Source organism: Nibrella viscosa, assembly GCF_039541875.1.
Classification (GTDB): domain Bacteria; phylum Bacteroidota; class Bacteroidia; order Cytophagales; family Spirosomataceae; genus Nibrella; species Nibrella viscosa.
In genome coordinates this window covers 339,160-362,865 of record NZ_BAABHB010000004.1, presented here as the reverse complement: position 1 = coordinate 362,865, position 23,706 = coordinate 339,160, and the positions used below count along the sequence as shown (strand labels likewise).

Below are 23,706 nucleotides of genomic sequence, written 5' to 3'. Positions count from 1 at the left end.
CTCGCGTTATGAGTTGTTTTTGTTTTGATTCCAGCTATCCAGCACCACGGCCCCGATGATGATGATGCCCATGACCACCTGCTGGTAATACGAAGTGACGTTGAGCAGATCGAGACCGTTGCTGATAACGCCGATGAGTAAAGCCCCGATGAGCGTACCCGTCATGGTGCCGGTGCCGCCCGAGGTGCTGGTGCCGCCGATGATAGCGGCTGCAATGGCATTCAGTTCAAAGCCCGCGCCGGCATTCGGCTGACCGGTGGTAATGCGGGAGGTCAGCACAATACCGGCCAGACCGGCCAGTCCTCCGCATAGCGTATACACCACCATTTTTACCTTGCTCAGATTAATCCCCGAGGCTCTGGCGGCCTGCTCATTGCCCCCAACAGCATACATGTACCGGCCCAGAACCGTCTTATGCAAAGCTATGGAGCAGAGAATGAACATGACAACCAGGATGATAATCGGCATGGGGATACCCAGCACCTGCCCCCCCCCGATGAAGTTGAACGCATCCGACAGATTCGAGATGGGCCGGCCTTTGCTCAGGATGAGCGCCAGCCCCCGGCCCATGGTCATGGTGCCCAGCGTGATAATAAACGGATGTACCTTGCTGCGGGTAATGACAAAGCCGTTGAACGCCCCGAACAGCAGACCGGCCAGTAAGCCCATCAGCAGCGGCACGCCAACGGGGTAGGTATCCGGGTGCGCAAACATGGCCGCCACCACGCCCGTTACCGCCACCATCGAGCCGATGGACAAATCGATACCACCCGTGATGATCACAAACGTAACGCCGAAGGCCAGCAGGGCATTAATGGACACCTGCGTAACCACAATGGTCAGGTTAGGAATGGTCAGGAACCGGGGCGTTACCAGCGACAACACCACGCAAACGACTAAAAACGCCAGCAGAATGCCGTAGGTGCTGAGGCCGCGAAGGCGGGTTTTATAGGCCTCCCCCACTTGATTGAGATATGTGCTTTGGGGTTTCTGGGTTGGTATCATATTGCACGGGATTAGTCATGCATGGCGTAGGCCATTATTGTTTCCGGTGTTGCTTCTTCCCTACTGAGAGTCGCTGTTTGTCGGCCCTGCGACAGCACCACCACCCGGTCGCTCATGCCGATGATTTCGGGAAGTTCCGAAGAAATCATGATAACAGCGAGTCCGTGGGCGGTTAACTGGTTGATTAATTTATAGATCTCGGATTTGGCACCGATGTCGATGCCCCGCGTTGGCTCGTCGAGGATAATCAGGTCCGGCGATGCCAGCAGCACTTTGCCGATAACGACCTTCTGCTGATTGCCCCCACTCAGGTAGGTAACCTTCTGGTGCATGCCGGCGGTTTTTATCTTCAGGTCGGCAACCATTTTAGCCGCAGCCTCCGTTTCTGCTTTGTCCTGTATCAGTCCGCCCTTTGCATGGCTCGGCAGGCTGGCCAGGGTAATATTTTGTTTAACCGACAGACCGGGAATGAAGCCCAGCGCCTTGCGGTCCTCGCTCACGTAGCCGATGCCGTTGCGGATCGCATCCTGCGGAGATCGGATATCGGCTTTTTGGCCTTTGATGTAGATGTCGCCCCGTTCCGGACGGTCGAGCCCGAAGATGGCGCGGGCAATTTCGGTGCGGCCGGCTCCCATCAGGCCCGCTAAGCCCAGTACCTCACCTTCGTGTACCGTAAAGTTGATGTCGGTAAACTTGCCCGCCCGGCTAAGGTTCCGCACCGACAGCACCTCCTGCCCTTTGCGGGGCACCGATTCCGGAAACAGGCTGTCAATCTCCCGACCGACCATCATGGCAATGAGGCTGTTCCGGTTCAGGCCGGCGGCCGGCTGGGTATCCATGTACTGGCCGTCGCGGAGGACGGTGATGGTGTCGGCTATGGCGAAGATCTCCTCCATTTTGTGGGAGATGTAAATGATCGCCACGCCGTTTTGTTTGAGTTCGCCGATGATGCGGAAGAGCGTAGCAACCTCCTTGTCGGACAGGGCGGAGGTGGGCTCATCCATGATAATGACTTTGGCCTGGTTGGAGATGGCTTTGGCAATTTCGACCATCTGCATTTCGGCCACGCTGAGGTGCTTCATCTTCCGGCCGGGACGGATGTCGACGCCCATCTGCGCCAGCAGTAGTCCGGCTTCTTTTTCCTGCCGCCGGTCGTTCAGCCGGCTAAAGAGCCCGCCGGTGGTTTCGCGGCCCAGAAAGATGTTCTGGGCTACGGTCAGTTCCGGCACCACCTGCAACTCCTGGTGAATCATCGAAATGCCCCGTTTCAGAATCTCGTGAACATCCCCGTAGGGCAGCGGGTGTCCGTCGAAGATGACCTCACCAGCATCGGGCGTATGCAGCCCGATGAGAATTTTCATCAGGGTCGATTTGCCGGCCCCGTTCTCCCCCATCAAGGCATGAACCTCCCCCCTCTGTACAGTCAAGGGCACGTTGTCCAGCGCCTTCACGCCCGCAAAGGTTTTCGACAGGTTCTGGACCTGGAGGATAGGAGTTGGAGATTGAGTCATGTTTTGGGTTAGGAGGTTAGTAGTCATCAACTCCGAAGGGGTGGCAAGATTATAGAACAACCACGGCCCCTTTCCGACAAACCCCGAAGGGGTGACATATCTCATTGTGTCACCCCTTCGGGGTTAAAAGAACGTATAAACACTTCTCTCTATAATCTTGTCATCCCTTCGGGATTGTTACACCCCGGAGTGCTTCAATTGAAGCACTCCGGGGTGTAAAGCAACGCCAATTACCCTACCGATACGGCGGCATTCCACTCGACGTTGGTATCTTTCCAACTCCGGGTTTTAGCCGATTCGATGACGGCTTCGCAGACTTTCTGGGTTTCCAGCGAATCGCGGAAGGTAGGCTGGCAAGGCTCGCCGGTTTCGAGGCTCTTCAGGAAATCGGCTACCTGATGCACAAAAGTGTGCTCGTAGCCAATGGACAGACCCGGTACCCACCACTTACCCATATAGGGTTGATCGCCATCGGTCACGTGAATAGACCGCCAGCCGCGCACTATACCTTCGTCGGCATAGTCAAAATATTCCAGCCGGTTCAGATCATGAAGATCCCAGCGGATAGAGGCATTCTCTCCGTTGATCTCGAAGGTATACAACGCCTTATGACCACGAGCATAGCGGGTAGACTCGAATAGACCCAGCGAGCCGTTTTCGAAGTGGCAATGGAAAATACAGGCATCGTCAATACCCACCGGCTGCATTTTACCGGTAAGCTGGTGCATCCGCTCTTTCACAAACGTTTCCGTTACGGCCGATACATCGGTAATGCCGCCGTTCAGCCACATGGCAGTGTCGATACAGTGGGCGAGCAGGTCGCCGGTCACACCCGAACCGGCCGCTTCGACATCCATCCGCCAGGTTCCGGTGCCGCCTTGTGGTACGTTGGCGTTGATGGTCCAGTCCTGCAGGAAGTTTGCCCGGTAGTGAAAGATCTTGCCAAGCTTACCCGAATCAATAATCTGTTTAGCCAGCGTGACGGCCGGCACCCGGCGGTAGTTATACCAAACGGTATTGGCTACTCCCGCTTTTTCTACCGCATCCACCATGGACTGCGCTTCCGTCAGGTTGCGGGCGAGGGGTTTTTCGCACAGGATCATCTTGCCCGCTTCGGCAGCCGCAATCGCAATTTCGGCGTGGGTGTCGTTGGGCGTACAGATGTCTACCGCATCAATATCATCACGGGCAATAACCGCCCGCCAGTCAGTTTCCACCGATTTATATCCCCACTGATCGGCAAAGGCCCGCACATTAGCTTCGTTGCGGGAGCAAACCGCCTGCAGGACCGGATTGTATTGCAATTGGGGGAAGAAATTGGGAACACGGTTATAACCGTTGGAGTGGGTCCGGCCCATAAAGCCGGTGCCGATTAATCCTATTCGTAACTCTTTCTTGGTTGACATAATTTGGTTTGAGGTTTAAGGTTTGAGGTTTGACGTTTAACGTTAACAATGGCGAAACAACCTTAAACGTTAAACTTTAAACCTCAAACGATCAACTATTTAGACAGCTACGGTTAGATGGTGTATACCACCACCGCGCCCTCCGGCTCGTACCAGCCGTGCATCTGGCGAACTTTGATCATGGTGGCCAGGATATCGTTCCAGGTTTGCTGCTTCAGCATGACCTCGTTAGGGAACATACAACCGTCCCAGCAGATATGCCTGAAGGCCTTGGTCAACTCACCGTTTTCGTTGCGCAGCCAGTGGCCGGCATCCACGGCGATGTCCAGCTTACCGTTCGGGTCCAGCGCCTGGCAATGGCGGCCGGTTTTATCGTGCGAGCCGGAACCGAATACCGTACCGTCATTCTGGGCCACGTGGAAGTCGATGGTCCATGGGCGCAGCGCTTTGGTCATGGTTTTGAGCGCATCGGTCAGCGTAGCGCGGTCATTCCAGTCGAAATTTTCGGGTAGCACACGGTCTTCCGGGTGGTTATAGCCCATCAGGTACAGCAGCGTGTGAGCCATATCCGCCTGAAAGCCCATATTCGGTCGGTTGACGGCTTCCAGCGTCTGGAGCATAACGCGCCAGCTATGCATACCGCCCCAGCAGATTTCGCCTTCGGCAGCCAGACGCTCGCCGAAATCGGCAGCCACGTCGCAGGCCTCCTGAAAGGTCTGGACAATCAGTTTGGAATTTTCTACCGGGTTTTTCTCCCACTCCTGTGGAGAGCTGGCCGAGTCGATGCGGACAATACCATACGGCCGAACGCCGAGGTCGCGCAGCACCTGACCGATGTGGCAGGACTTGCGGACCATATCGACAAACACGGCACGGTCTTCTTTACTGCCCATAGCCGGCCCGCCCCAGATCGGAGCTACCAGACTGCCGATGTTCAGGTTTTTGGCAGCAACTTTGTCGGCTAGTCGCTTGATGTCGTCATCCGACATATTGATATCGAAATGCGGCTCGAAAAGGCCAAGGTCAACGCCGTCAAATTTTACACCGTCTACCTCAGCGGCAGCGGTCATGTCCAGCATGGTATCAAACGAGATAGGCGGTTCTGCATTCTCGCCTTTTCCGACCACACCCGGCCAGGTAGCGTTGTGAAGCTTTGGGAAGTTATTCTCGGGCATACGTTTGGAGATTTTGTAGAGTTTGACGTTTGGTTTTCAGGGTTCAGGCTCCCTGGTGAGTAGAAAAATACTCAATGGTCAGGGAACCTGAAGCCTGAAACTACATTTTTTTTACAAAACTAAATCGGGATTGCCGGGGCCGAAGTGTTTGAGCATGACGATAGGGTCGGTCGATGAAAGGTTCGTAATCTGTACGCCTTCTTTCGCGGCACTTTCGCTCACAAAAAACTCATCGTTAGTCAGTTGCCCGTACCGGATCAGCGCCGGTGTTTCGATATCCCATACGCCCATTTTACCGTGGCCCTGCATCATGATTAAGCCGTAAGCGGCACTGTCTTTGATCGTGACCGTTTCCCCTGGCAGAACGGTAAGCTCTTTGGCGCTGAACGCTTCATTTTTATAACATACCCACTTTTCAACATAGCCCTCGGCTTCCATCTCCTCCACCGGCCGAACGGGTTTAGGCGCCATAAAGCGGTTGGTCATCATATTCGGGTCGGTGTTCAGGTCCCAGTCGAGCACTTCCATCAACTGGTCGAAATCGCCGATGCGATCCTTCGGGGTGCCGTTCCACAGCAGTTCTTCCGGGATAATGGCCTCGTTGACCAGCGACTGATACATGGCGAAAACGTCGGAGGCTTTTTGCGGCTCATACGTACACATACTGCCCGGCGCGTGCAGGAGACCGGGCGGGACATCCCAACCCGTACCCGGCTCCAGACGGTAGGCCTGCGAATAGTTGGTAATCTTATTATCGCCCTTAGTGAAGTTCACCAGGCATTCGCGGACTTGCTCTTTGGTCGTTCCTGGGGTAATACCGAAGAACGTATACGGAAAATCGCCCCCGTGATTATTCAGTTGCGGAGGAAAATAGTACGCTTCCGGCTTGCCCAACTGACCGATTTTGGCGGCCTCCTCATCATTGTGGTGAACGTGGTGCGGCAGCGGCCCCATGTTGTCGAAAAACTTGGAGTACATCGGCCAGCTCTGGTACTGATTCCACAGCCGGTCACCGATAATTGCCCCTTTCAGTTCGTCTATCGCATCGCGCAGCAGGAACTGGACGTCTTTGCCGCCATCATTGAACACAATGGCACTCAGTCCTTCGTTCTCGCCGGTCAGCGGACCGTTTTTAGCGGGCGTAGTCGACGACAGCCAGCGCTCATCGATACCGCCCCGGTTGCCACCGAGTACGTAATAGTCATCGGGGTGGAGTTTAATGCGCCGGCCCGGTACGCAGAAAGAGCGGGGTACCCAGGTAGGAGCCAGGCGCAGAATACCCTTACCCTGCTCCAGTGCTCGTTCGGCTAAACTTACTTTTTCAACTGTTTCCATGGAGGCTGTACTGGTTTATAAATGCTAAGTTGGTTTTACAAAATTCTGAATGGCGGCTTCGGTATGTAGGACCTCTACCCTGAGGTCATACGTGCGGCTTTCGCCGGGCGCCAGAAAAATCAGCGACTGCTGCGCTCTGGCTTTGGCCTGTCCGATGGGCGGGTGTGTGCCGGGCTCTATACCCGTAACGTATTCCCCTTTGCCCCAATGCTGCCAGTTGGTGAGCCAGGGTAACTGGTCTTTCCGGAAACGCAACGCTACAGCAAAGCCGAGCTTCGCGTTGTATAACCCGGCACTGCACTGGCCGCTGTGATCAGCCTCGACGTCGATAAACGCTACGGCTTCGCCCCCACCGGCGTGCTGATCCAGCGGAGCAGGACATGTGCGAAAGTTATTACCTTCCTTAAAAACATCGGCATTGATACCACCGTCCCGCGCCTGCCATTGGCCCTGCCAAATTAGATCGGTGCCCTCGTCGACCAGCGGCCAGCCGAAATTGAAGTGGTAAAGCAGCATATGCGGAGCCGGCGTATTGGCCCGGTTGGTGACCTCGTCCTGGATGTGGATGTAGGGTTGCCCAAGCGTACCGGATATGGTTCTTCTTAGCTCCAGGCTGGGGCCAAACACGCGGGTTTCCCGCATCCGACCGGCAATGCTCATCGCCAGCTTACCCGCTACCGGGTCCGGCTGAACAATAGATTCAATTTCGGCCGGAATATTGCTGATCTGGCCGTGAATACCCCGCTCGCCGAATTCGTCCGACTCCGGCCCACCTACATGTGTGAGGCCGCAGGTCGTCAGCAGGCCCCCGCCGAACGTACGGAGCCAGTCAATCCCTTTATCCGAAAACGGCTGGGGCGACGTAACGCCGACATGGCTCAGCCAGGCCAGACTATGCTGGTTGTAAAAGGCATCGGCAATGTCCATGGCCCGGTCCAGGACAACTTTATAGCGCAGACCCGTCCCGGTGTTGATCCAGGCAATGCGGGTGCCGCGGCCGGGGCCATTATCCAGAACGGCAGTTTCTATGCCGCCAAGCTGGGCGGTGTTACTAATTTTATCGCGCCAGGTTTGATGACTCAAATCGGTGCTTATCATGCTCAATCGAATGGTTCAGGAGTGGTGGTTGGATAAAGGCGGAAAGGGCAGCTTACGCACCGACCCCGTGTTTCTGGCACATCTTTTGAATAAAGGTCAGTCCATTTTCGGCAATGTCCCAGGGGGGCGAATATTCCCGCCAGACCCCGATAGCGTTGGCAAAGTCGGGATCATTCCGCGAAAAGGCCTCAATGGTCAGCCAGCCCCGGTAGTCGATCTGCGCCAGGGCCGAGAACGCATCGTCCCAGAGTACCATGCCGTCGCCAGGCGTACCACGGTCGTTTTCGCTGATGTGTACATGAACCAGCACGGGCGCAATGGTTTGCAGCGCTTTTGCGTAACTCTTCTCTTCTACATTGGCGTGGTGCGTGTCGAACATAGCCCGGACGTTCGGATGATCGGTCGCCCGGATCAGCCGAAGCAACTGCTCCATGGTATTACACAGGTAGGTCTCAAAACGGTTCAGGGCCTCCAGCCCCAGCACCACATCGGCCTGGGCGGCATACTCCCCAGCGGCATGGAGCACCTCGGCCCCCCAGGCGTATTCGTCGTCCAGGGGGGCGCGACTGGCAAATACGGCATGGGCCGAATGAATTGGTCCGCACAAAATTTTTGAACCCAGATCGTGGGTCCGGTCAATTTCCCATTTAAGCCGGTCAAGCGCCTTGGCCCGCACGGCCGCCGAATCACTGATCGGGTTCTCGTCCTTTCCCACTACCGACACACAGGTGACGCCCAGTCCGATGTCTTTGGTATGCTGCCCCACCCGCTTGTAAGCAGGCTCATCCGGCGAGCCGACAAAGTACTCGACACCGTCGTAGCCGATGGTTTTCAGTCGTTCGATAATCGGAAATAAGTCATCAGAAATAACGGCCGACCAGGCCAGGACGTTGAACCCTATCTTGTTCATTGAATCGGTTTAAATGGTGGATACGAAGTTTTGATTTTCAGACAGTAGACGCCAGACGTTGGACGTTAGACATTGGACGTTTTTAGGTCTGGCGTCTAACGTCCAATGTCTAACGTCTACTTTCGCGAAAACCCCTGATCCAGTTCTTTCAGCATCAGATTCCGGTACTGCACCTTCATGGGCGGGCCTACATGAACCTGCACGCCTAGCAGGCCTTTGGCGCTGGCGTTAGCCGGGTCTTCGTCGGTGACATCGCTCATCAGCTTTCCGTTGATGTAGTGCTGGAGCCGGTTTCCTTTTGCAATCAGGTGGAACGTATTCCAAGCGCCGGTTTTGACGTTGGCCCGCAGCGAATCGGCATCGCCCAGCGACTCAACTACCGTCAGACCATTCCATGCGTTCCGGGTGACGTTAGCCCGGATGGCTTCGGGGGTGTTGGCCCCTGTCTGGTTGACAATCTTTGTGCGCTGCCCGATATAAGCCAGTGTGGTGCGTTTTCGCTCCTCATAGTTCTGCCCTGTATAGCGGTTACGGCCGTCAATATCGGCCTGGTAGCCGCGGAGGGCAAACGGGATATCGGTCAGCTGCTCACTGCGGTAATTGATACCGGAGTTGCCGGCTTCGGTAATCATAAACTCTCCTTTCAGCTCAAAGTCACCAGGCTCGCCACCCCGCCAAATAATGAACGAGTTTGTCTTCAGCGGCTTATCGGGTGTGATCTCGCCCACCAGGGCTCCGTTTTCAACGCGCCAGTACGTAGGGTCACCGTCCCAGCCTTTCAGGCTCTTACCGTCGAATATCGACACAAAGCCTTCTTTGTCTTTCTTCGCCTTTTTGCCCTGGGCCAGGGTAGCACTGGTGCCGGCGGTTAATACCGCCAGCACCAGGCCAAACTGAATAATAATACGATTCGACTTTTTCAACATGGTAATGGTGTTTTGCAGGCCGTGGCCTTATTTACCTTTTCCGGCATCGGCCGTGGCTCGGTACACTTCATGCTGTTGGTTGCCTCCCGACTTCAGGTAAGCCATCAGATCCCGCAGTTCGTCGGGGTTCAGGCTGTTGATCAGGCCCGGCAACATGATCGAGACGTTCGAAAGCGAGGTAGAAGCCACATCTTTCTTCGGCAGTTTCTTCAACTGCTCCGGCGCAAACGGATTCTGCGATACCGAGTAGGTCGTTTTGTCTTCGTTCACCAGGCGGCCTACCACCGTCTGACCATTTTTCAGCTTAAACGTAGTAGCCGCATATTGATCGGAAACCGCTTTATTCGGATCGATAATAGCCTCCAGAATGTCTTTGTTGGAGAATCGCGTGCCCAGCTGCGTCAGGTCCGGACCAATATCCGAGCCTTCGCCCCGCATGGCGTGGCAGCGGCTGCACAGGATGGCCGAGTAGATTTTCTTACCCGTCTCGAAATTGCGGTTTCTCATGCCGGTATCAACGGCGGCTACGGCTGCATCCAGCTTCCACTGGCGACCGGGGCCTTTCGGCGCGTAGCTGAGGGCGATGTCGTTCCCGTTGCTGGTCAGCAGTTCGGCACCCGACATTTTATTGTACTTCTCGAACTGATCTTTCGGTACGTGAGCCAGTGCCAGCTTCCGGGCACGATCCACAAAACCGACGTAGCTGCGGCCACCCTGATATTTGAAGGCATTGGCGAACCAGGTGAAGTATTTGTCACGCTGCTCGGGCGTCCAGCCGGTTGCCTTACGGCTCAGCATGGTCGCATACCAGGTCTGCTGGGCCGGCGGCATTTTCTCCAGCATTTTGGCGATGTCCAGACCATACTGCGGGTTGCGCATGATCAGCTCGCTGGAGGCCGTAGCGGTTTCGCCCCCGGCAATTTCGCGGTCGGCCGGCTGATCCATCAGGTTCAGCGTTTTGGCAATCACCTGCGGGTCTTCGATGCCTACCAGAATTTTACACAAAGCCCGGTTCAGGTTATTTGTTTTAGCCGGATAGCTCGGATTCAGGAAAGCGCCCATCTGAGCTGTCAGGTTAGCACCGGGCCGACCCATGCGAACGATTACCAGTTCCATAGCCCGGAGAATATCCAGTTGCTCCTGCTCAGAAAGCTGTTTGAAGGTCGGCACCATCAGATTGGTCAGCATCTGATCCCGCTGGGCCGTTGCGGTCGAGTCGCTATGGTGTACCAGGGCAATCATAGCCTGCGATACGGCGCGGGGGTCTTTTTCGGCCAGGGCCTTATCTTTCCACTCGCTAACCGGCTGATGCTCCACCGCAATACGGGCTGCATACTGCACAAAGCGATCCGGATGCTTCAGGTACGGCCAGGCGTAGGCAACAGCACCAGCTTTGGGGCCACCGCTATGGTAAGCCTCCAGACTGGCTCTGATCTTGTGCGCTTCCGGCAGCACCGGCATGGCCGTAGTTGACACGGTCTTGCCCGGTCCGTTGTAATACACCCGGTACAGGTCAGACTCCAGCCGGCGGCCACCGGTCAGGAAGTACAACGCACCGTCGGGGCCAATGACACCATCGGTCAGGGGCAGCGACAAGCCCGACAGGAATTCTTCGTGCTGACCGGAATACGTGGAACCGGACGGTTTCAGGTGAATGGCGTGTACAATGCCAAAGCTCCAGTCGAACGCCAGCAGCGTGTGCTGGTATTTTTCGGGAAAACGGCCCCGGTTAATGTAAATCAGGTTGGTAGGCGAGCCCTGACCGATGTTTACGATCGGGGGCAGGTTGTCGGGGTAGGTCGGCGACCATTTACCGTTACCGGTCCGCCAGCCGAACTCACTACCGCTGGTAGCGTGGGTGATGCGGGTGGGGCGGTACCAGGGCAGACCAAAGTCCCACTCCATGTCGGCATCGTACACGAACAGATCGCCGGCTTCATTGAACGCCATATCAAAGGCATTGCGGTAGCCGGCGCTGATCAACTCCCACCGCTTGCCTTCCGGGTCCAGGTTGGCGATCCAGCCGCCGGGGGCCATGCGGTTGTTGGCGTGGCCGCGTGGGTCTTTAATGAGGGGGAACAGGTTATCTTCTTTCCAGACCGGCGGTAAGCGGTAGGCATCCATCTTCGGCACATCGGTATGATTACCGGCAATCACGTACAATGATTTTTTGTCGGGCGACAGCAGGATGCTGTGCGGGCCGTGTTCGCCTTCGCCAACCAGTTCTTTCAGCAGCGTAATCTTGTCGTACTTATCATCGCCGTCAGTATCCTGAAGCCGGTACAGACCGCTGGACTTGGGGAACCGGGCGTTGGTTCGGTTATTGACCATGACATACAGGCTATTGAACGCATGCAGCAGGCCGTGCGCATACCCCATGCCGTTGACGAGGCTGGTATCCTTACCGATAGTTAGTTTTTCGACCACCGGCTGCGTAGAGCCGGAGCCGATAGCCGGAATCTGCACCCGGAACAGGGCACCATATTGATCGGAGGCAATCATGCGCCCCTTATCATCGAAGGTCATTGACACCCAGGAGCCATTCTGACTCTCCGACGGGCTATACAAATGCTCGGCTTTAAAGCCGGCCGGCAGTTTCAGTTTATCAACTTTAGATTCCGGAGGAGAAACCGGAGCCATATTCACATCCGGAAGGTTATTCCAGACCCCGAACAGGCCTATCAGGCCCAGAACCGGGAGTACTTTCACATTCAAAAGGCTAGACTTCATTGTATTGTCTGGAGTACTGAATTTAAGGATCTACCATTGTAATACACCCTTTCAAAAGAAAGGTAAAGAGAAGGCAGTTTTAACACAAAATCCCGAAAAAATTATTTTATTCTCATACCAACGGCTGTTCTTGCGGAGTCGTCATAAGCAGGGTATGCCGGGCCTTGTGTAGGACCCGGCATACCGGATTGTTAAAAATGCGGAGTAAGCGCGGCTTCAACCGCCGGCAACGGATAGTAGATCTCCAGGTTAGTGAAGGCGTTCGGCGGGGGTACCGCACCGCTTGGGAAGTAATAATTCTGCGGGTTAGCCTTGATGCGGGCTCCGTGGGCAGCGATAATTTCGTTTACCCGGCCGGTCCGGACCAGATCATACCAGCGCTTGTTTTCAAAGGCCAGTTCTACGCGTCTTTCCTTAAAGATGGCTTCACGCATGTCGGCCTGCGAAGCCGCCGTTGTGGCCCCCAGCCCGGCGCGGGTCCGCACCTGGTTCAGGAATGGCGCAGCCTCGCCCGTTTTGCCCTGCTCGTTCAGCGCTTCGGCCAGGAATAGCAGCACCTCGGCATAGCGGTACACCGGCCAGTTTTGCCCCGTGTTATTGTGCTGCGCGTGCGTGCGGGCGTACTTCTTGATATACGGGTAGGTTTTGTTGGCCCGCAAACTCTGGCTGAGCGTCACACTCCCGATGGAGATGTCTTTCCGCTTGTCGCCCGGCTCATAAGCAGCAATGATGTCGGGCGTCGGCACGTTGTTGTTCTCGCCGGAGATGGCCTGCGCATTCGACGTACCGGTAATGGGTCTTAATTCATCGGCGGTGATCGGCGTTGGAATAAACCGGTAGATCTGGTTGCCGTTCAAGCCGGCGGCCCCTTCAATGTACTGGACCTCAAAGACCGATTCCCGGTTATTCTTATTACCCGTGGTGGTCGAGAACGCATCATTGTAGTCGGCCATCAGCGAATATTCCCCGCTGGTTACGATCTCCCGGAGGAGGGTTTCGGCCTGGCCCCATTTCTTCTGAACCATGTACAGGTTGGCCAGGAGCATCCGGGCGGCTCCGGAGGTGGCCCGGCCGGCTTCCTGATCTTTCTTCAGCGGCAGGAGTTTTATCGCTTCCTGTATATCTTTCTCTACCTGCCCCTGTAACTCGGCCGTTTGGGCCAGGGGCTTGGCTGCGCCTTCGCGGTCGGCTACGGGTGCCAGGTGCAGGGGCGCTTTGCCAAACAACTGGGCCAGTTTGAAGTACGCAAACCCGCGCAGGAAATGAGCCTGCCCTTTCAGGTTGTTCTTCGAAGCCGCAGGGAACTCTACCTTATCGATCACCGACAACACCTGATTGGCCCGCGCAATGATCTGGTAGTTCAGGCGGTACATGTTCAGCACAATGGTATTGGCCGTAAGGCCACCGGCGTTCAGGATCGCAAAGTCGGCAATGTTCTGGGTGTTATCCACCGCACCGAACAAGACGTTCCGGGCGTAATAGGTATTGTCGGAGTGCATCTCCTCCAGCGCCCAGGCCGCTTCGTTGTACATCGGCCGCAGTGGTACGTAAATGGCATTCACCGCCTGCTGGAAATCGGCTTCTTTGGTAAAGAAGGTAGCCGAACTCAACGCCGTCTGGGGCACTACGGTCAGAAACTTATCATTGTTGCAACTCGTCACGGACAGGCCGATCAGACTCGCTAAAAGGATTTTCTTTTTCATTCTTCAGGGATATAAGGATGAAAGACTGATTGCCGGAAATTAGAAATTCAGGTTAACGCCAATGGTGTAGGTACGGGGCACCGGGTAGTTCGACAGGTCGACACCCTGGCTCAGGTTACCGCCATCGCCCTGACCGTCACCCTGGGCGCTGGTCTCCGGGTTTGGACCACCCGTATACTTCGTGAACACGTATACCTGCTGGGCCGAAGCGTATACGCGGGCCGACTTAAAGAATTTGTTCAGGGCACCGAAGGTATAGCCCAGCGTGATGTTCCGGATGGTGAAGAACGAGGCATCGGCCACAAAGTGTGAGCTGGGCCAGTCGCGCTCGATACCGGTGAAGTTACCACCGCCGTTGGTGACCCCGAATACCCCCGTGCCCGGTGTAATCACGTTGCCCCGGCTGTCGACCCGGAAGCGGTCTTTTACGCCGGCCACCATGTTGAACACACCATCCAGGTTGGCCGTGCTGTAGAGGTGGCGTACCCATAATTGATTGCCGTAGGAGCCGGAACCGGTGATAGACATATCCCAGTTGCCGTATTTCAGATCGTTAACAATACCGTAGGTGAATTTCGGGAACGGGTTTCCAATAATGGCCCGGTCATCGGTATCACCGCCGAAGGTAATGACGCCGTCGCCATTCACGTCTCTCAGTTTGATAGTACCTACTGCCGACCGGCCGGGGATGACGGGTGAGCTTTTCAGGTCCTCGGCGTTCATGTAAAACCCATCTTTTACCAGGCCGTAGAATTGACCAAAGGGCTGACCCACCTGCGTAATATGAAACGAGCCATATACGCGGTCGATACCCGGTGCCAGCGCTACCACCTGGTTGCGGTTGAATGAGATATTGGCGTTGGTGTTCCACTTCAGCTTACCGGTGGTGTTGCGGGTATTCAGCGCGAATTCATGACCCCAGAACTTAATCTCACCGATATTGTCGTTGAAGCTGCCGAAGCCCGACTCCTGCGGCAACTGCACCGCATACAGCAGGTTGGTGGTCCGCTTGGTGAAGAAGTCATAGGTAAACTGAATGCGGTCGTTGAGCAGGCCCAGGTCCAGACCCAGGTCAAGCTGTTTCGTGGTTTCCCAGCCCAGGTTAGGGTTGGCAATAGACGTAACCACTGCTCCGGGTGCGACTGTATTGCCAAAAGCCGCGTTCACCGTGTTGTTCACCAGCGCATACTGGGTGTAATTACCGATGTTGTTGTTCCCGATAATCCCGTAGCTGGCGCGCAGCTTGGCAAACGAAACCGGCGAAACCACCTTCATGAAGTCCTCGTCGGAAACCACCCAGCCCGCCGAAACGGAGGGGAATGTACCCCAGCGGTTGTTGGCACCAAAGCGCGATGATCCGTCGGACCGGATGGCGGCCGTAAACAGGTATTTGCCTTTGTAGTTATACGTCAGACGCGACAGGTACGATAACAGGCTCCACTGATTTACCCCATTGGTGGTACCACCCCGGTTTACGTTAAGCGCCGCCTGGATAGTCGGCAGCCGGTCGTCGGCGTAGGTGTCGGCCTGAATACGGGTGACTTCCTGACTGTAGCGCTGCTGCGTAAAACCGGCCAGTAACTCAAAGTTATGAGCATCATTGAAGGTGCGTGTGTACGTCGCCAGGTTCTCATTCAGCCAGGAGATGTCTTCCCGGTTCTGGCGGATTGAAACGGCCAGCGTCGGAATAGGCACGTTAATCTGACTGGTTGCTGTCGAGGGGTTGAAGAAGAAGAACCGGGAGTTCAGGTATTCGACGTTGATGGTCGACTTCAGCAACAGACCCGGAATCGGCGAATACTGCGCGTAGGCATTGGCTAGCAGGTTCGTATTCTTGGTTTCATTGGTCAGTTCTTCGGCGGCCCGTACCCAGTTCGGATACGAGAAAATGTTTCCGGTGCTTCCGGGGAAGCGGTTCACCAGCGTCAGGTTGCCCTGGTCGTCCCGGATCGGCATGACCGGCCAGGTATGCAGCGCGTTGAACAGGATACCCGTACCGCGGTCACCGTCGGTCCGGGGGGTGTTATCGAATACATACGAAGGGGCGACATTGAAGCCCACCGTAATCTTATCCGACAGGTTGTAGTTCGAGTTCATCCGCAGCGAGTACCGCTTGTAGGTATTGTTGATCACTACCCCATCCTGATGAAAAATACCGGCTACCAGCGAGGTGTTCGAACGTTCTGTATTATTGGAGATGCTCAGGTTATAGCTTTGAATAGGCGCGTTCCGCAGTACGGCCCCATACCAGTCGTTGTCTTTATTAGCCCACTCGGCCGGGTTCTGAAACTCAACCGGTACCGGCTGGCCCTGGTCTTCGTAGTACTCTTTCTTGAACTGCGCAAACTCAAAGGCATTCAGCATTTTGATCCGGCCCCGCTGGGGCACCTGCTGCGTGCCTGCAAAAGCATTGAAGCTGATATTCGTCCTGCCCCCTTTGCCTTTTTTGGTGGTAATCAGCACGACGCCGTTGGCTGCCCGTGACCCGTACAGTGAGGTAGACGATGCATCTTTCAGGACCGAAATATCCTCGATCTCATCGGGGTTCAGCTGCGCAATATTGCCCGTAATCGGAAAGCCGTCCACCACATACAGTGGATCGCTGCCGGCCGTTACCGATACCTGGCCGCGAATCCGGATGCTGATTCCCGCACCCGGCCGGCCGGTGGTCTGGTTGATCTGCACCCCGGCCAGCCGGCCCTGTAGTTTCTGACCTACCTGCGAAACGGGTAAGTCTTTGATCTCGGCCGCGCTCACGGTCTGTACGGCACCGGTCACTTCTTTCTTTACCTGACTGCCATAACCCACCACCACTACCTCGGTCAGTGACTTGGTATCGGTCGCCAGCTGAACATTAATGGTCGTCAGACGACCAACCGGCACCTCCTGCGTCACGAAACCGATCGACGAAAACACCAGTGTGCCTCGTGCCTCCGGTATCGACAATGAATAATTACCATCGCTGTTGGTCGATGTTCCGGAGGTAGTGCCCTTCAGTACGACACTCACACCGGGCAATCCCTGTCCGGTTTCATCGGTTACTTTTCCGTTGATGGTCACGGCCAGATTCCGCTCCAGCGACGGTGACAGGGAGCTGGTTGGCTCGCCCACTTTTGGGGTGTTGTTCTGAAGCAGGATGCGGTTCGACACCAACTGGTACGAAATCTGCAGCGGCTGTAGCAGTTGCTCCAGCGCTACCGCCAGCCGCTGGTTGGTAACCTTCAGGGTAATCTTGCGGTCGGTTTTGATTTGCTCTTTGCTGTAGACGAACTTCACGTTGGCCTGTTCTTCCATCTTCTGGAGCACAGTCTTCAGGCTTTGCCCGTCAACGGAAAGACTGATGGTACGGTCCATAATCTCCTGTCCACGGCTGGGGTTGGCCAACCCGACGGCAACAAACAGACAGGCAAAAACCAATTGAATGGCAGAGACTTTCATGAGCTTGTACAGCCGGGCGTCCAATTGTAATTGTCGCGACTCGTTCATAATGTTAGGAATGTTTTTTTGTGAGAAAAAAGACAGATTGCCCGAAACGCATCTGGCAGGATAATAATCGTTTCTGAGCAGGAATCCGGCAGCCGGCGGTGGGGGCACACGGTCGGCTGTTTCTTTTGGTAGTGGGTTCGTTTCAGGCCATCGGCAGCAGCAGGGTTTAAGGGTTAGGTTAGGTAAAAGTCAGATTAAAAATGACAGCCCGGTCCATTGACCAGGATACGAGTGCCCCTTACCTCGTAAGAGGCACCTACGGATTTACAGATCAGGGTTAATTTATCGTCGAGGGACAGGTCGGTCAGGTCTCCGCTAAACGAACAGCTATCCAGCTCTTCGCTTGCCCGGATGATTTCAATACCATATCCCTGCTCCAGCCCGCCGAATACCTGCGTCAGCGGGGTATCGTTGTAAACGAACGTGGGTGTCAGGCCGGCGGGGGTAATCAGCACCGGATTTTCCACCAGGCCGGGAATCAGATGGTTGTTGTCGGGGAAGAAAACGACCTTCTGATTGGGCGTTAGAATGACACCCTGTAGTTTGGAGATCATAGGGTCGGACAACTTGCCGCTGGGCAGACTCGTTTGCCCATACACCGATACTTTACCGGCCTTAACTTCAACCTCTACGGCTTCGCACCGCTCTTTACCTTCCGTTTTTACCCAGAAGCTTGTTCCCAGCACCCTGGTAACGGCCCCGCCACAGTAGACAAAAAAAGGCTTTTCCGCATTTTTGGTAACCTCAAAATAAGCGTCGCCGACCAGCTCGACCTCCCGGCGACGGGCATGAAAAGGCGAAGGAAACGCCAGTTGACTGCCGGGCGTGAGCAGAACGGTGCTTTTATCTTCCAGGGTGAGCAGCCGGTCTTTGGCCGTTGTATTCCGGATGCGCTGAATAATCTGAGCCTCCCTGAACACCGGAACCGGCGCTACGGGACTTTGCGCTACCAACTCGTTGGGGGCAAGGTTGCGTCTGGTTCCAAGTAAAATCAAACTCAGGAGCAACACGCAAGCGGCAGCCGCTCCGCCCCAATACAGATACCACTTGTTAGAGACCGGTAAGGGCCTGGGGGTGGTATCCTCCTGTGCCGGAAGCTGAACCGTCTGGCTGATTCGCTGCCACATACGGTCACGCACAGCCTGCCTGTCCAGGTCGGTGGCCGGATAGTGCGTTTCACCGGCAATAGCGGCATACCATTGATCCACCTGCCGGATTTCTTCCGCCGTACAGTTGCCCTGCACATACCGCTCCAGCAGCATCTGAAACTCAGACTTAGTCATGGCGAAAGAAGGTTATGGGTTTAGAAACCTGACTACTTTAGCGTAAACAGCCCCGGCTCAAAAGCAGGGCTGTTTACTAGAGTCATTCTATGGAGAAGTCGATTAAGCTGGGATTTACCCTAAATATTTTCTAAAAAAACTTGAAAAATTATAACAAACTTGGGGTATACCGCATTTTTTCCTTGTAAAATTATAACAGGTATTGGGCGGCTATGAGGCAGCAGAGGTTACAGAAAAGGAAAGGCAGGCTTATCAGCGCAACGTCTTTCAGGTAGAGTCGCAGGGTTTTCAGGGATTTGGTCAGGTGGTACTCAACGGCTTTGTCGGTTACGCTGAAGTGCGAAGCAATCCGGCTGATGGGCCAGCCTTCCATCCGGCTTAGCCGAAAGATTTCGCGGGTTTTGTCGGGGAGAGTATCAAGCCCATGTTCCAGATGAGTGCGCAGGGTATCGTAGGTGAGTTCCTCCTCCGCAGGGTTTGTGTTCTGATCGACAAAGGTTTTGTAATGGTCGAGGTAGCGGTCCTGAACCACCTGCGCCCGAATGAAGTCGATGATGGCGTACTTCAGCGCCCGGAAAAGATAATGCTCTAATTTGCCTATTTGCAGGCCTTTCCGGCGCTCCCAGAGTTGAACAAACAGTTCCTGCACAATTTCTTCGGCCACCTCTTTGTTCTTCAACCGGCTATAGGCGGCCCGGTACAACGCGCACCAGTACGTTTCGTAAATTTGGGCAAACGCCAGCGAATCTCCGCGCTGCAGCGATTCCACTAATTCTTTTTCCGATAGGGTCGAACAAGCATGCATACCCGTTGGTGGATAAACGTGTAACTGATTGGAAAGTAACTTCAGTATACAGTTCACAAAACGTAATCTCAGTGAACCGGTAGCATCATCATAGTTGTCAACGGAAGCAAGCTAGGCGGAACTTTACCGATTCCTATCCTGCACTGTCTGTCTTTGCATAAAAATTTCCGGATAAAATAGGCTCCTCTTTAGCCTGTTTATTTACCATACTGCGCCAGGGTCGCCCTGAGCGATTCGGTAAAGGCATTGACCAGGCTGGCGGGTTCAAGTACTTTCAGGTGTTCGCCGTAGCTGCGCAGGTGCATCAGCAGGTCGCGGTTGGGGGCCAGCCGCAGCCGCACTATACATGCCGTGTCGGTATCCTGCAAAACCTCCTGCGACTGGTGAATAGGCTTGGCCTTGACGTACCTCCCGAACAGCGGTGTAAACTGGAGTACAATCTCCTCGACCGGGCCACTACTGTCGGTAATGCCGTAGATGTGCTCGAATAATTCGCTGACGCTGGCCAGCACCGACGGCGGAACATTGCAGGGCTCATCCATGATGTCGAGGTCACTCATGCGGTCCAGCGCAAAGGTTTTTTCGCGTCCGCCCGCGGCATCGTACCCAATTACGTACCAGCTATCGGTCCATTCCCGCAGCAGGATGGGATGCAGGGTACGACGTTTCTGAAGTTCCGGACCGGTAAGGGTCAGGTCGTGTTTGCTGTACCGGAACTGCACCTGCCGGTTCTGGCTTATAGCCCGGATCAGCACCGGTACATAATGCCGGTTACCGCCCAGGACGCGCTCTTCGACGTATACTACTTTGCGGGGTAAGCCCGGTGCCTGGTCATCTGTTTTCACCTCCCGGATAATGTCGAGGCTCTGCCGGACCCGCTGCAGGGCGTTGTCGAGTTCATTGGCCAGTGAGGTTCCCTGCGTGGCTGCCAGCACCTCACGGGCCTGCTCCAGGGCATCCATATCGTCGGGCGTGAGCATTAGTTTCAGCAATCGGAACTGCGGATTGGTGTAGTAGTAGCCGTTGGCGCGTTTGTCGTAGGCAATGGGCGCGTCGTGGTCTTCGCGCAGCCGCTGAATGTCTTTCTCCAGCGACGAAACGGAACGGATGCCGCACTGGTCCTGCAGCAGTTCAAACAGTTTCTGCTTGGAATACCGGCGCGGGTAACGGCTGATGATCTCATCAATAAGCCGGTAACGCTGGAAGGCGGAGCGGGTGATGGGCATTTTGTTGGGTTTGAGGTTTGACGTTTGAACAGGGCCGCCCGGTGGTTAAAAGAGCGAAGCAACCGCAGTGCGGCCCCGTTCAAACGTCAAACTTCAAACTTTTTTCCCAGAACGTAAAAAGATTACGTGGAGGGTAGGAAATATTTGTCATGAACAATGAACAACAAGACTGATGAACGCCGTACTTCACTCCTCCTCGTCGACCGCATCGCCTGCTTACTCCGCCTTTACGTCGCTGTTGAACTGGCAGGAGCCCCTGGCTACCCGCCTGCAGTTCCGGCACGATCTGCCGGGTCAGTCGGCCAACCGGTTACTGAACATTGAGCTGGGTTTATTTCTGATAGTGGAGTTGCTGCCGTTTGCCGCGCCCGAAGCGCTGCCCGACCTGCTCAACGGCGAGGGCGTGGCATACCGGCACCGGCCGGTCTGGACACCCCGGCAGCACCGCTATCTGAGCCGTGCCCGCACTCTGCTGGCTCCCTACCGCAACCGCGAAACCTGGCTGAAAGCTCTGACTGCCTACGCCAACCTGCGACCGGGGCTTCGGGTATTTACGGTTCAGGGGCAGTACACTACCGGTGTCAGCAGCTTTGGGCTCCACGAGCGGCTGAGTTTGTTCAGACGGGCGCTGGCGTAGTGGCTTAAAAATTTCATACTTTCACCAATAATTTTCATAATATATGGCACATTAAATAAATCACAGCATAAGATTTTGGTTTTTTAAGTGATAAGGAATTATATTTTGCATTCTTTTCGATTGACAGAATTTTATTCACATCCTTCTTATCCATTCAAAACCTAACTATGCCGTATTTTACCGTTCCGTTCAAATCACTAACCGCTGGCCTGGTCACCAGATCCCGGTTGTTTTACGCCCTCTTGGCGACCTTTGGGCTAACGCTGCTGCTCAGCACCACCGGCGTATCGTATGCTCAGGCTACAACACCGTCCGCCCCGGCGCTGGGGCAGGACGTAGCCAACATCATCTGGCTGTGTCTGGCCGCCTTCCTGGTTTTCTTCATGCAGGCCGGCTTCGCCATGGTGGAATCGGGCATGACCCGCGCCAAGAATTCGGTAAATATCATGATGAAGAACATGCTGGACTTCTGCTGCGGAGCGGTGCTGTTCTGGGCTATCGGCTATGCCATTATGTACGCCAGTGGTGACTCAAACTTTCTGGGATTCGACTGGTCGCTGGCTTTTCTGCAATCGGCGAATGCCCCAACCGATACGGCTGGATACGCCACCAGTGCCGCCTGGCTGTTTCAGGTCGTTTTTGCGGCTACGGCGGCCACAATTGTGTCCGGCGCGATGGCCGAGCGGACCAAGCTTATTTCCTATCTGGTGTATTCCTGCTTTATCACGGCAGTTGTATACCCCATCAGCGGACACTGGATCTGGGGTGGCGGCTGGCTGAGTGATCTGGGTTTCCGCGATTTTGCGGGCTCTACAGTGGTTCACTCCGTGGGTGGCTGGGCCGCCCTGGCCGGCGCCATGGTGGTTGGTCCGCGCCTGGGTAAATACAACAAAGATGGGTCTGTCAATACCATTTTACCCCACAACATGCCGTTGGCGGCCCTGGGCGTTTTTATACTGTGGTTTGGCTGGTACGGCTTTAACCCCGGCTCTACCCTGACGGCGATCGGCGGGGTAGCCCACATCGCCGTAACCACTACGCTGGCCGCAGCTACCGGAGCCATCAGCGCCATGATTATCTCCTGGATTACCTTCAAAAAGCCCGATCTGTCCATGACCCTCAACGGAACGCTGGCTGGCCTGGTCGGCATTACGGCTCCCTGTGCATCGGTCAGTACGATTAGTGCCGCCATAATCGGACTGGTGGCCGGCGTGCTGGTCTTCTACGCCTGCCTGTTCTTCGAGCGTAAGCTCAAAATTGATGATCCGGTCGGGGCCATCAGCGTACATGGCGTATGCGGAGCCTGGGGAACAATTGCGGTGGGTTTGTTTGGTCAGCGGTCCATCGATATTCAGTACTGGTCGGCCGAAACGGCCATTCAGTACGGCTTGTTTTTCGGGGGCGGGTTCGGTCAGCTTTGGCCGCAGTTGGTTGGCGTCGGTGTTGTTTTCCTGTACGTATTTGCGCTAATGTTCGGCATCTTTACCATTATCAAAGCCACGGTTGGCCTCCGGGCGAGCGATGCCGAGCAGCTTGAAGGACTGGATCTGGGCGAACACGGCAACACGGCCTACGGCAACTTCGTGCTGGAGCCGACCGGACCGGGGGCCATTGTCAATTCCTACGGTAACGGCAATGGGTTTGCCGTCAAGGAGGTTAGTTTATAAGATCACATAACCGATTTGCCGTAACAGCGGACCACCTGATTGGTGGTCCGCTGTTTTTTTGGTAGCTGGGTTAGTGTCAACGTACTTATACCAAGGAGACGGTATATACTTCGATATATATGAGTTCTGCTCAGATTATTATAGCAATGTTCGTCTCAACTGATCACAAAATTCTGTAAAATTGAGCAGTTCCAGCTTTGGAAACGAGACAGTACGCAGTTGATCGAAGTGACGATCATTCGTAACGATATAGTCGGCGTTGCCAACCACAGCAGCATCAGTAAACTTGTTATCGTCAGGATCTTCGGTAATGAGTTGAAAGCGAAATGCTGGTTCTACCCGTACAATGGCCGGGATATTGTCCATAACCAGTAAGGTACGTTCAGCGAAGATTGCCGAATATTGGCGTTCCAGCAATTCGGCGTACTCGCTGAGGATGTCTGTTGAGACGACTAATTCAAATTTCCCGGCAACTAATGCATCATAGACCCATCGGTAAGCCGAAAAGTAAGGAGTAATCACTAACAGGATGTTGGTATCAAGTACAACCCTCATTCGCTACGGTAAGGAGTACGGAGGTGAGTATTCAGGAGTTGATCAAGATCCGCCTGGTCCATAGGCCGTTGTTGCTGGAGTTGCCTCATTTCCTCATCAGCCTTGCGTACGAAGTAATCCGACAGTAATTGTTTGATGTCCTCCAACTCATTTTCGCCCAGATCATGAGCAAATAATTGCAGTAGGTGGAGTTGCGTATCGTTCAGCTTAGTGCTCATAAGTGCTTTAGTTAGGTTGCTTAAGGCAAT

Annotated in this window: 18 protein-coding genes; 2 read left to right on the top strand and 16 right to left on the bottom strand. The window is 54.9% G+C overall.

Annotated features, from left to right (window positions below; all coding sequences use genetic code 11):
- Positions 1 to 6 precede the first annotated feature (6 nt).
- The 14 genes from ABD931_RS13235 to ABD931_RS13170 all read right to left on the bottom strand — a co-directional run bounded on the left by ABD931_RS13235 (position 7) and on the right by ABD931_RS13170 (position 20,599).
- A complete protein-coding gene (locus tag ABD931_RS13235) occupies positions 7 to 1,005 on the bottom strand; it encodes an ABC transporter permease (protein ID WP_345267824.1) in 999 nt (332 codons plus the stop codon).
- Between the two features lie 11 nt (positions 1,006 to 1,016).
- Positions 1,017 to 2,516, bottom strand: coding sequence for a sugar ABC transporter ATP-binding protein (locus ABD931_RS13230; RefSeq protein ID WP_345267823.1), 1,500 nt, complete (start codon positions 2,514 to 2,516; stop codon positions 1,017 to 1,019).
- A gap of 230 nt (positions 2,517 to 2,746) precedes the next feature.
- Entirely contained in the window at positions 2,747 to 3,922 is a 1,176-nt protein-coding gene (locus ABD931_RS13225) for a Gfo/Idh/MocA family protein (RefSeq protein ID WP_345267821.1), read from the bottom strand.
- A gap of 113 nt (positions 3,923 to 4,035) precedes the next feature.
- On the bottom strand, positions 4,036 to 5,097 hold the full coding sequence (locus ABD931_RS13220; protein WP_345267819.1) for a sugar phosphate isomerase/epimerase family protein: 1,062 nt from the start codon (positions 5,095 to 5,097) through the stop codon (positions 4,036 to 4,038).
- A gap of 111 nt (positions 5,098 to 5,208) precedes the next feature.
- Positions 5,209 to 6,432, bottom strand: a complete 1,224-nt coding sequence (locus ABD931_RS13215; RefSeq protein ID WP_345267817.1) for a class I mannose-6-phosphate isomerase — start codon at positions 6,430 to 6,432, stop codon at positions 5,209 to 5,211.
- A 24-nt stretch (positions 6,433 to 6,456) separates the two neighbouring features.
- On the bottom strand, positions 6,457 to 7,530 hold the full coding sequence (locus ABD931_RS13210) for an aldose 1-epimerase family protein (protein ID WP_345267815.1): 1,074 nt from the start codon (positions 7,528 to 7,530) through the stop codon (positions 6,457 to 6,459).
- 52 nt (positions 7,531 to 7,582) lie between these two features.
- Positions 7,583 to 8,440: a sugar phosphate isomerase/epimerase family protein gene (locus ABD931_RS13205; RefSeq protein ID WP_345267813.1), complete on the bottom strand. Its 858-nt coding sequence runs from the start codon at positions 8,438 to 8,440 to the stop codon at positions 7,583 to 7,585.
- A gap of 116 nt (positions 8,441 to 8,556) precedes the next feature.
- The gene (locus ABD931_RS13200) at positions 8,557 to 9,366 is read right to left on the bottom strand and encodes a 3-keto-disaccharide hydrolase (RefSeq protein ID WP_345267811.1); all 810 of its coding nucleotides are present in this window, start codon (positions 9,364 to 9,366) and stop codon (positions 8,557 to 8,559) included.
- A gap of 27 nt (positions 9,367 to 9,393) precedes the next feature.
- Positions 9,394 to 12,096, bottom strand: a complete 2,703-nt coding sequence (locus ABD931_RS13195; RefSeq protein ID WP_370469319.1) for a c-type cytochrome — start codon at positions 12,094 to 12,096, stop codon at positions 9,394 to 9,396.
- A 191-nt stretch (positions 12,097 to 12,287) separates the two neighbouring features.
- A complete protein-coding gene (locus tag ABD931_RS13190) occupies positions 12,288 to 13,799 on the bottom strand; it encodes a RagB/SusD family nutrient uptake outer membrane protein (RefSeq protein WP_345267809.1) in 1,512 nt (503 codons plus the stop codon).
- A gap of 39 nt (positions 13,800 to 13,838) precedes the next feature.
- Positions 13,839 to 17,285, bottom strand: coding sequence for a TonB-dependent receptor (locus ABD931_RS13185; protein ID WP_345267807.1), 3,447 nt, complete (start codon positions 17,283 to 17,285; stop codon positions 13,839 to 13,841).
- A gap of 194 nt (positions 17,286 to 17,479) precedes the next feature.
- Positions 17,480 to 18,568, bottom strand: a complete 1,089-nt coding sequence (locus ABD931_RS13180) for a FecR family protein (protein WP_345267805.1) — start codon at positions 18,566 to 18,568, stop codon at positions 17,480 to 17,482.
- 190 nt (positions 18,569 to 18,758) lie between these two features.
- On the bottom strand, positions 18,759 to 19,373 hold the full coding sequence (locus ABD931_RS13175; RefSeq protein WP_345267803.1) for an RNA polymerase sigma factor: 615 nt from the start codon (positions 19,371 to 19,373) through the stop codon (positions 18,759 to 18,761).
- A gap of 197 nt (positions 19,374 to 19,570) precedes the next feature.
- Positions 19,571 to 20,599, bottom strand: coding sequence for a helix-turn-helix transcriptional regulator (locus ABD931_RS13170; protein WP_345267801.1), 1,029 nt, complete (start codon positions 20,597 to 20,599; stop codon positions 19,571 to 19,573).
- A 172-nt stretch (positions 20,600 to 20,771) separates the two neighbouring features.
- On the opposite strand from ABD931_RS13170, the gene ABD931_RS13165 reads away from it, so the two are divergent.
- Complete coding sequence (locus ABD931_RS13165; protein ID WP_345267799.1) at positions 20,772 to 21,236, top strand: pPIWI_RE_Z domain-containing protein; 465 nt, start codon at positions 20,772 to 20,774, stop codon at positions 21,234 to 21,236.
- A 167-nt stretch (positions 21,237 to 21,403) separates the two neighbouring features.
- Positions 21,404 to 22,903 (top strand): ammonium transporter, encoded by a 1,500-nt coding sequence (locus tag ABD931_RS13160; protein WP_345267798.1) that lies wholly within the window; start codon positions 21,404 to 21,406, stop codon positions 22,901 to 22,903.
- A gap of 138 nt (positions 22,904 to 23,041) precedes the next feature.
- Here ABD931_RS13160 and ABD931_RS13155 read toward each other — a convergent pair whose 3' ends face one another.
- Both ABD931_RS13155 and ABD931_RS13150 read right to left on the bottom strand, forming a co-directional pair.
- On the bottom strand, positions 23,042 to 23,458 hold the full coding sequence (locus tag ABD931_RS13155; protein WP_345267796.1) for a putative toxin-antitoxin system toxin component, PIN family: 417 nt from the start codon (positions 23,456 to 23,458) through the stop codon (positions 23,042 to 23,044).
- Positions 23,455 to 23,676, bottom strand: a complete 222-nt coding sequence (locus ABD931_RS13150) for a DUF8507 family protein (RefSeq protein ID WP_345267795.1) — start codon at positions 23,674 to 23,676, stop codon at positions 23,455 to 23,457. Before ABD931_RS13150 ends, ABD931_RS13155 begins: the two co-directional genes overlap by 4 nt.
- Positions 23,677 to 23,706: the final 30 nt, after the last annotated feature.

Excerpts from the sequence above, each read along its gene's own strand:
- ABD931_RS13235 (WP_345267824.1), bottom strand. The coding sequence starts at position 1,005 with ATGATACCAACCCAGAAACCCCAAAGCACATATCTCAATCAAGTGGGG.
- ABD931_RS13230 (WP_345267823.1), bottom strand. The coding sequence starts at position 2,516 with ATGACTCAATCTCCAACTCCTATCCTCCAGGTCCAGAACCTGTCGAAA.
- ABD931_RS13225 (WP_345267821.1), bottom strand. The coding sequence starts at position 3,922 with ATGTCAACCAAGAAAGAGTTACGAATAGGATTAATCGGCACCGGCTTT.
- ABD931_RS13220 (WP_345267819.1), bottom strand. The coding sequence starts at position 5,097 with ATGCCCGAGAATAACTTCCCAAAGCTTCACAACGCTACCTGGCCGGGT.
- ABD931_RS13215 (WP_345267817.1), bottom strand. The coding sequence starts at position 6,432 with ATGGAAACAGTTGAAAAAGTAAGTTTAGCCGAACGAGCACTGGAGCAG.
- ABD931_RS13210 (WP_345267815.1), bottom strand. The coding sequence starts at position 7,530 with ATGATAAGCACCGATTTGAGTCATCAAACCTGGCGCGATAAAATTAGT.
- ABD931_RS13205 (WP_345267813.1), bottom strand. The coding sequence starts at position 8,440 with ATGAACAAGATAGGGTTCAACGTCCTGGCCTGGTCGGCCGTTATTTCT.
- ABD931_RS13200 (WP_345267811.1), bottom strand. The coding sequence starts at position 9,366 with ATGTTGAAAAAGTCGAATCGTATTATTATTCAGTTTGGCCTGGTGCTG.
- ABD931_RS13195 (WP_370469319.1), bottom strand. The coding sequence starts at position 12,096 with ATGAAGTCTAGCCTTTTGAATGTGAAAGTACTCCCGGTTCTGGGCCTG.
- ABD931_RS13190 (WP_345267809.1), bottom strand. The coding sequence starts at position 13,799 with ATGAAAAAGAAAATCCTTTTAGCGAGTCTGATCGGCCTGTCCGTGACG.
- ABD931_RS13185 (WP_345267807.1), bottom strand. The coding sequence starts at position 17,285 with ATGAACGAGTCGCGACAATTACAATTGGACGCCCGGCTGTACAAGCTC.
- ABD931_RS13180 (WP_345267805.1), bottom strand. The coding sequence starts at position 18,568 with ATGACTAAGTCTGAGTTTCAGATGCTGCTGGAGCGGTATGTGCAGGGC.
- ABD931_RS13175 (WP_345267803.1), bottom strand. The coding sequence starts at position 19,373 with ATGCATGCTTGTTCGACCCTATCGGAAAAAGAATTAGTGGAATCGCTG.
- ABD931_RS13170 (WP_345267801.1), bottom strand. The coding sequence starts at position 20,599 with ATGCCCATCACCCGCTCCGCCTTCCAGCGTTACCGGCTTATTGATGAG.
- ABD931_RS13165 (WP_345267799.1), top strand. The coding sequence starts at position 20,772 with ATGAACGCCGTACTTCACTCCTCCTCGTCGACCGCATCGCCTGCTTAC.
- ABD931_RS13160 (WP_345267798.1), top strand. The coding sequence starts at position 21,404 with ATGCCGTATTTTACCGTTCCGTTCAAATCACTAACCGCTGGCCTGGTC.
- ABD931_RS13155 (WP_345267796.1), bottom strand. The coding sequence starts at position 23,458 with ATGAGGGTTGTACTTGATACCAACATCCTGTTAGTGATTACTCCTTAC.
- ABD931_RS13150 (WP_345267795.1), bottom strand. The coding sequence starts at position 23,676 with ATGAGCACTAAGCTGAACGATACGCAACTCCACCTACTGCAATTATTT.